This window comes from Paraburkholderia sp., assembly GCF_035656215.1.
GTDB lineage: Bacteria > Pseudomonadota > Gammaproteobacteria > Burkholderiales > Burkholderiaceae > Paraburkholderia.
Genome location: NZ_DASRSY010000272.1, coordinates 1 through 6,474, shown reverse-complemented (window position 1 = coordinate 6,474; position 6,474 = coordinate 1). Strand labels below are relative to the sequence as shown.

Genomic DNA, 6,474 nt, shown 5'->3' with positions numbered 1-6,474 from the left:
CCATGCTGCTCTGTCCCGGGATGACTCAACCTAAAAGGCAATTCCTCTGACCCCGACTGCCGCTTTTTCCAGCACAGCGTCCGAGTCGCCGCAACAGAGTCAGGCTCTGCGGCAATCGCTCGGTCCCACGCGTCCGGCCCTGAGATCCGCTGTGCTCAAGGGTTGCGGCGTCGTCGCACTGCCGTTGATGCTATCCGCCTGTTCGTGGTCGTGGTTTGGTCTGAATAGTCCACCGCGCACCGCGGCCGCGCATTCAACCGGCTGGCTCAGCATCGCTCCCGCCCGCGATTTCGTCTACGTGCCGGCTCGCAACGGCCAGGTTTCACCGAACCGGATCGAAAATACGGCGATGACCGGCATTATTCTAAAAACCGATATCAGCGAGGCCGTGCGCAACGGCGTCGTCAGCAGCTTGCGGATCGCTGGGTTTCATCTCACCGGGGGCAGGAAGGTTCTGAGCGGCAGCATCGAGCAGTTCACGGTAGACGACTCGCGGTCGCCGGCATTCTGGACACTGAAAATGCGCTATGTCGTGACTGATATCACGACTCAGAATGTTGTGTTCTCAACCACCAAGACGGTCCGGCAAAAGTCGCCTAAATTCACCAGCAATACCATCGCCATCGAAGACACGGTAAGGCAGAGCGTCGATGCATTGATCAGCGACCCAGGCTTCGTTAAATCGGTGAATTAAGCGGACGGAATTGGCACGATCCGCCGATTCGCTACAATCGGGACATATCGGAAAAAGCAGAATCAAGGCGTCATTGCCGCTGCGCGTCTCGCGCGCCTGATTCGATGCCATCCCGTCCTCTTCTCCGTGCGAGCCGTCATGTCTATCACCGCCTGGCTGTTCTTCCTGCCCGCCTGCTTCGCGATCAACCTCGCGCCCGGCCCGAACAATCTTCTATCGATCAACGTCGCCGCGCGTCACGGCTTCATGACGGCGTTCGTCGGCGGCACCGGCCGCCTTGTCGCGTTCGCGGTGATGCTGGTGTTGGCGGCGACCGGCCTCGCCGTTGTGCTGCATGCATCCGAGTGGTTCTTTCTTGCGATCAAACTCGCCGGCGCTGCCTATCTGATCTGGCTTGCCATCCAGTTGTGGCGCAGTGACGCGCCGGCCATCGACACGACCCAGCAGGACGAGGCGTCGCTCTGGCGGATTGCGCGGCGGGAATGCCTCGTAGCGGCGGGCAATCCGAAGGCGATTCTGGTTTTCACTGCATTTTTGCCGCAATTCGTCGATATCGCCAAACCGATGCTGCCGCAGTTCGCCGTGCTCGGCGCGAGCTTTCTGGTACTCGAATGGGTGGCGATAGCGCTGTATTCCTGGGCTGGCATGCACCTTGGCAAGTGGCTGGTTCGCGCCAAGGTTCGCCGATGGTTCAATCGCTGCTGTGGGGCGTTTCTGGCGACGATCGGCGTGAGCTTTCTGCTGGTTCGGCGGACATAAACTACCTGCTCAAAGCAAAATATTAAGCTTCCCGAACGATCTCACCGATTACGCCTCGGTTTGCACCACCCCTCTCGCCCGTTGAAACCCGCAGGGCAACCGGCTGCTAGCGCATATATAAATGATAGCTAATGCATGGCTGCAGAAACTTTAACTATCAGTAATCGTCCCCCGCCTTTATGCTCGAAGAGTGACCCGCCGCCGCGGTAAGATGATATGCGGCATCGGGCAAGCGACTTCTCATCGTCACAGGGGCGGCATCATGAAGATCTGTATCTTCGGAGCAGGAGCGATTGGCGGTTTGATGGGCGTGCAACTGGCGCGTGCCGGCGCGGATGTGAGTTTCGTCGCGCGCGGCGCGCATCTCGCCGCGATGCGTGAACACGGCGCACGCCTGATCATGGATGGCGAAACGGTCAGCGCGCCGGTACGCTGTACGTCCGACCCACGTGAACTCGGCGTGCAGGACTTCGTGGTCATCACACTGAAGGCGCACTCGCTGCCCGGCGTGGTCGACGCGATGCAGCCGCTCCTCGGCAAGCACACAGCCATCGTCACGGGCGTCAACGGCATTCCCTATTGGTACTTTTACCAGCACGGCGGCAAATTCGCCGGCACGCGCCTCGCCAGCATCGACCCGGACGGCAGCCAATGGACGAAGCTCGGCCCCGAACGCGCGATCGGATGCGTGTTGTATCCCGCCGCGGAGATCGTCGAGCCGGGCGTCATCAAGCACGTGTACGGCAAAAAATTCCCGATCGGCGAGCCGAGCGGCGAACGCACGCCGCGCATTCAACAGTTGCACGAGATCATGCAAGCGGCGGGTTTCGATGCACCGATCCGCGACAATATTCGCGACGAAATCTGGCTCAAGCTGTGGGGAAATCTGTGCTTCAATCCGATCAGCGCATTGACCCACGCCACGCTCGACGTCCTCACCAGCGACCCCGGCACGCGTGCGGTGTCACGCACGATGATGCTCGAAGCCAAGCGAATAGCGGATCAGTTCGGCGTGCATTTTCGTGTCGATGTGGAAAAGCGCATTGACGGTGCGGGCGCGGTCGGCGCGCATAAGACCTCGACGCTGGTCGATCTGGAGAACCGCCGTCCGATGGAGATCGATCCGCTATTGACGGTAGTGCAGGAAATGGGCCGCCTCGTCGCGGAACCCACGCCGACTATCGACGTGGTGCTCGCACTGGTCAAGCTGCGCGAACGGATGGCATTACAGGGCGATTGAGCGCCCGCTCATACTGCGACGAACGTCTCACAAGCTTCCGTTCAGGAAAGAAAAGGATCGAACGCCACGCGCGTTCGATCCTTTTTTACATCGTTATTGATCGATTGCCAGCCACACCGCCTTCGGCTCGGTGAAGTTTTCAATCGCCACGTCGCCGTGTTCGCGACCAAAACCGGAATCGCCGGAACCGCCCCACGGCAGGCGCACATCGGTATAGCCGTAGGTATTGATCCATACGGTGCCCGCTCTCAGATCCCGCGCAACCCGATGCACACGGCCGATATCCGCGCTCCATACGCCGGCCGCGAGGCTATACAACGTGCCATTGGCGATACGGATCGCATCGGCTTCGTCGTTGAAACGGATCACGGTCGCCACCGGCCCGAAGATCTCCTCCTGCGAAATGCGCATTTCATGCTCGACGTTGGCGAACACCGTCGGCTCGACGAAGAAACCACGCTCACCCACACGCGCGCCGCCGGTCACGAGCGACGCCCCTTCGGACCGCCCTGTCTCGACATAGCCGAGCACGGTCTTCATCTGCGCGGCGGAGATAAGCGGTCCCATCGACGTTTCGCGCGCCGCCGGGTCGCCGACCTTGATCGCCTTCGCACGCGCCGCGAGACGTTCGACCACTTCGTCGTAGACATCGCGATGAGCCAGAATGCGCGAGCCTGCCGAACACACCTGGCCGGTATTGAAGAAGATGCCCGACGCCGCGGCTCGCACCGCATTGTCGAGATTCGCATCCGGGAAGATCAGGTTCGCCGACTTGCCGCCGAGCTCCAGTGTGACGCGCTTGAAGTTGCCGGCCGCGCCCTGCAGAATGCCGCGCCCCACAGAAGGCGAACCCGTGAAAGTCACTTTGTCGATACCGGGATGCGCCACCAGCGCATCGCCCACCACCCGCCCCTTACCGGTGACGATATTCAGTACACCCGGAGGCACGCCCGCTTCGAGCGCGAGTTCGCCGATGCGCAACGCAGTCAGCGGCGTAATCTCCGCGGGCTTGACGATCAGCGTGCAACCGCACGCCAGCGCGGGTGCAATTTTCCACATGCCGATCATCAGCGGGAAATTCCACGGCACGATTGCGGCGACCACCCCGACCGGCTCACGCAACGTGTACGTCAACGCGTCGGGACGCACCGGCACCACCTGCCCATTGATCTTGTCGCACCAGCCTGCGTAGTATTCGAGCGTATCGATCGCTGCAGGAATATCCTGGCGCATCACCGAGGAAATCGGCTTACCGGCGTCGAGACTTTCGAGCGCGGCGAGTTCTTCCAGGTTCTCGCGCATCAAGCCGGCCAGACGCATCAGGATGCGGCCTCGCTCGGCTGCCCGGATCGCATTCCACACTTTCAATGCGGCACGCGCCGCATGTACCGCGGTATCAACATCGGCAGCGCTGCCTTGTGCCACCAGCGCAATCGGCTCTTCGGTCGCCGGGTTGATGTCGATGGAATATTCGCCGGTGCCGGGCGGCAAACGCTTGCCGTCGATCAGCAGATCATGGCGCCTGAGGTCGGTGTCAGTTTCCATCATGAAACTCCTTGTAGGGCATGTTGCATGGATTGATTTGCAACGGATCGGCCAAGGCGGCAAACTGCGCCCATGCTGCTGCGGCGTTGGGTCTGAGGGAGCGGTTACGGCGATGCACGAGCAGCGTCGTCAGATTCATTTCGGGAAAGAGCGGTCGGCTGACCAGTGACGCATCGCACGTGGGCCAATGACCATCGACAGGTAAAACGCCGATGCCGATACCCAGCTCGACCATACGCAACACCGCCGCGACGTGTCCAAGTTCCTGCGCCGGCCGTCGCTTCAGGCCGTGCGCGCTGAAGGCAAGCTCGAGCGCCGCGCGCATGCCCGCATCGGCATTCAGCGTGACGAGCGCGCATTCCTGCAACGCGCTCCATGCAACGCCGGTTTGCCGCGCCAGCGGATGCGCAGAGGGCATCACTACATGCAGTGGCGTCGTGAACACCACCTGCGCGTGCAACTGATCGCTGACCAGGGGCTCGGCCACCGAAACCACGCCGAAGTCCACTTCCCCCTGTTCGACGCTCGCGAGCACGCCGCTTTGCGGTTGATCCTTGACGGACACGATCAGCTCGGGAAACACCGACGCGCAACGAGCCAGCCCCCGAGCCACCCAACTCGACGACAACACGGGATTACTCGCCAGCACGACCACGCCGGTGTGTCCGTCGAAAGCGGCACGCTCCTCGCGCAGCGTCAATTCGATTTCATCGAGCAGGCGGCCGATTCTGCGCTCCAGACTCGCGCCCGCATGAGTTAGTTCTACCTGGCGGGTGGTGCGGTCGAACAGTTTCAATTCGACCGCGTCTTCAAGTTCGCGCACGCAACGGCTCACCGCCGACTGCGTCAGATCGAACTCGCGCGCCGCGCGCGTAAAGCTCCGTTCACGCGCAACGGCGACGAACACCTTGAGTTGCTGCAACGAAACATTCATGACGTAACGGCCGGGTGTGTGCTCCTCAACCTATTCCCCTGATTGCTCAGGCCAGTGGCTAAGCCGCGAGGACTTGCTGCCGGCCACAGCCAGCACGCCCTGGGGCTCGTTGTGCGATTCGATCCAGCGCGAACGCATTGGCGCGAGAATGAATTTCGCCGAGATGCCCGCGGCGATCGTGACGACAGCCGAGACGATAAAGACGAGAGTCCAGCCGCCGCTGGCCGACAGTACCGAGGCAATCGGCACCAGCAGCGACGCCGTGCCCTTCGCGGTGTAAAGCGTACCCGCATTGGCCGCCGCATATTTGCTGCCGAAGGTATCGGCACAAATTGCTGGGAAGATCGAAAAAATTTCGCCCCAGAACAGGAAGATCAACGCGGCGAACGTCATGAACGCATACGGGTTGCTGCCGTACTGCATCAGCCCGAGCAGTGCGAGGCCCTCGCCGATAAAGATCACGAACATCGTGTTTTCGCGGCCGAGTTTGTCGGAGATGAACCCGCATAGCGGACGGGTAAAGCCGTTGCAGATATTGTCGATAGAGAGCGTGGCCGTAAGCAGCGGCAGGGTCATGCCGAAGATCGTCATCGGGATGCGTGCGAGCCCCCAGTCTTTCGCGATCGGACCGATTTGCGCGGTCGCCATCAGGCCACCCGCTGCCACCGCGACAAAGGACACGTAGATCACCCAGAACACAGGTGTCTTGATCATCTGACCCGGCGTGTAATCGACCTTGGTGACCGCGAACTTCCTCTTCGGGGCGGCTTGATGTTGCAAGTTCGGTTTCTTCAACAGCAACGCGAGCGCGAGTATGCAAACGCCCTGCAGAATGCCGAACACAAAGAAGGTGTGTTCGTAGCCCGAGCGCGTGATCATATTGGCGATTGGAATGACGGTGACGGCCGCGCCGGCGCCAAAACCTGCCGCAGTCAGGCCGGCTGCAAGACCGCGACGATCCGGAAACCACTTCAACGCATTGCCGACACACGTACCGTACACACCGCCTGCGCCGATCCCGGCAATGACCGCTGACACATACAGCATCGGCAACGTCGTCGCATACGAATTGATGACCCACGCGAGACCGGCGCAGACCGCACCGCCGGCAACCACCGGGCGCGGTCCAAACTTGTCGACCAGCCAGCCCTCCACCGGCACGAGCCAGGTTTCAGTGAGGATGAAAATAGCGAAGGCGAGCTGAATGGATGCTTCACCCCAGTGATGCCGCGCGTTCATCGGCGTGACGAACAACGTCCATGCATATTGCAGATTGGCCACCAACGACATGCACATCATGCC

6 protein-coding genes are annotated in these 6,474 nt (G+C 61.2%); 3 read left to right on the top strand and 3 right to left on the bottom strand.

Translation table 11 applies throughout. The features are described 5' to 3' along the window. The first annotated feature begins 151 nt into the window (after window positions 1-151). The 3 genes from VFE81_RS15330 (at window position 152) to VFE81_RS15320 (ending at window position 2,693) form a co-directional block, all read left to right on the top strand. Window positions 152-694, top strand: coding sequence for a hypothetical protein (locus VFE81_RS15330; protein ID WP_325045405.1), 543 nt, complete (start codon window positions 152-154; stop codon window positions 692-694). Window positions 695-832: 138 nt separating this feature from the next. Next, window positions 833-1,453: a LysE family translocator gene (locus VFE81_RS15325; RefSeq protein ID WP_325045404.1), complete on the top strand. Its 621-nt coding sequence runs from the start codon at window positions 833-835 to the stop codon at window positions 1,451-1,453. A 262-nt stretch (window positions 1,454-1,715) separates the two neighbouring features. Beyond that, window positions 1,716-2,693 carry a 2-dehydropantoate 2-reductase gene (locus VFE81_RS15320; RefSeq protein ID WP_325045403.1) on the top strand — a complete coding sequence of 326 codons (978 nt, stop codon included), beginning with the start codon at window positions 1,716-1,718 and terminating at the stop codon, window positions 2,691-2,693. A gap of 93 nt (window positions 2,694-2,786) precedes the next feature. On the opposite strand, the gene VFE81_RS15315 is transcribed toward VFE81_RS15320, so the two are convergent. The 3 genes from VFE81_RS15315 to oxlT all read right to left on the bottom strand — a co-directional run. Further along, window positions 2,787-4,238: an aldehyde dehydrogenase family protein gene (locus tag VFE81_RS15315; protein WP_325045406.1), complete on the bottom strand. Its 1,452-nt coding sequence runs from the start codon at window positions 4,236-4,238 to the stop codon at window positions 2,787-2,789. Further along, window positions 4,228-5,172: a LysR family transcriptional regulator gene (locus VFE81_RS15310; protein WP_325045402.1), complete on the bottom strand. Its 945-nt coding sequence runs from the start codon at window positions 5,170-5,172 to the stop codon at window positions 4,228-4,230. Before VFE81_RS15310 ends, VFE81_RS15315 begins: the two co-directional genes overlap by 11 nt. A 30-nt stretch (window positions 5,173-5,202) precedes the next feature. Further along, a partial coding sequence (gene oxlT / locus VFE81_RS15305; RefSeq protein ID WP_325045401.1) for an oxalate/formate MFS antiporter occupies window positions 5,203-6,474 on the bottom strand: 1,272 nt, incomplete at its 5' end.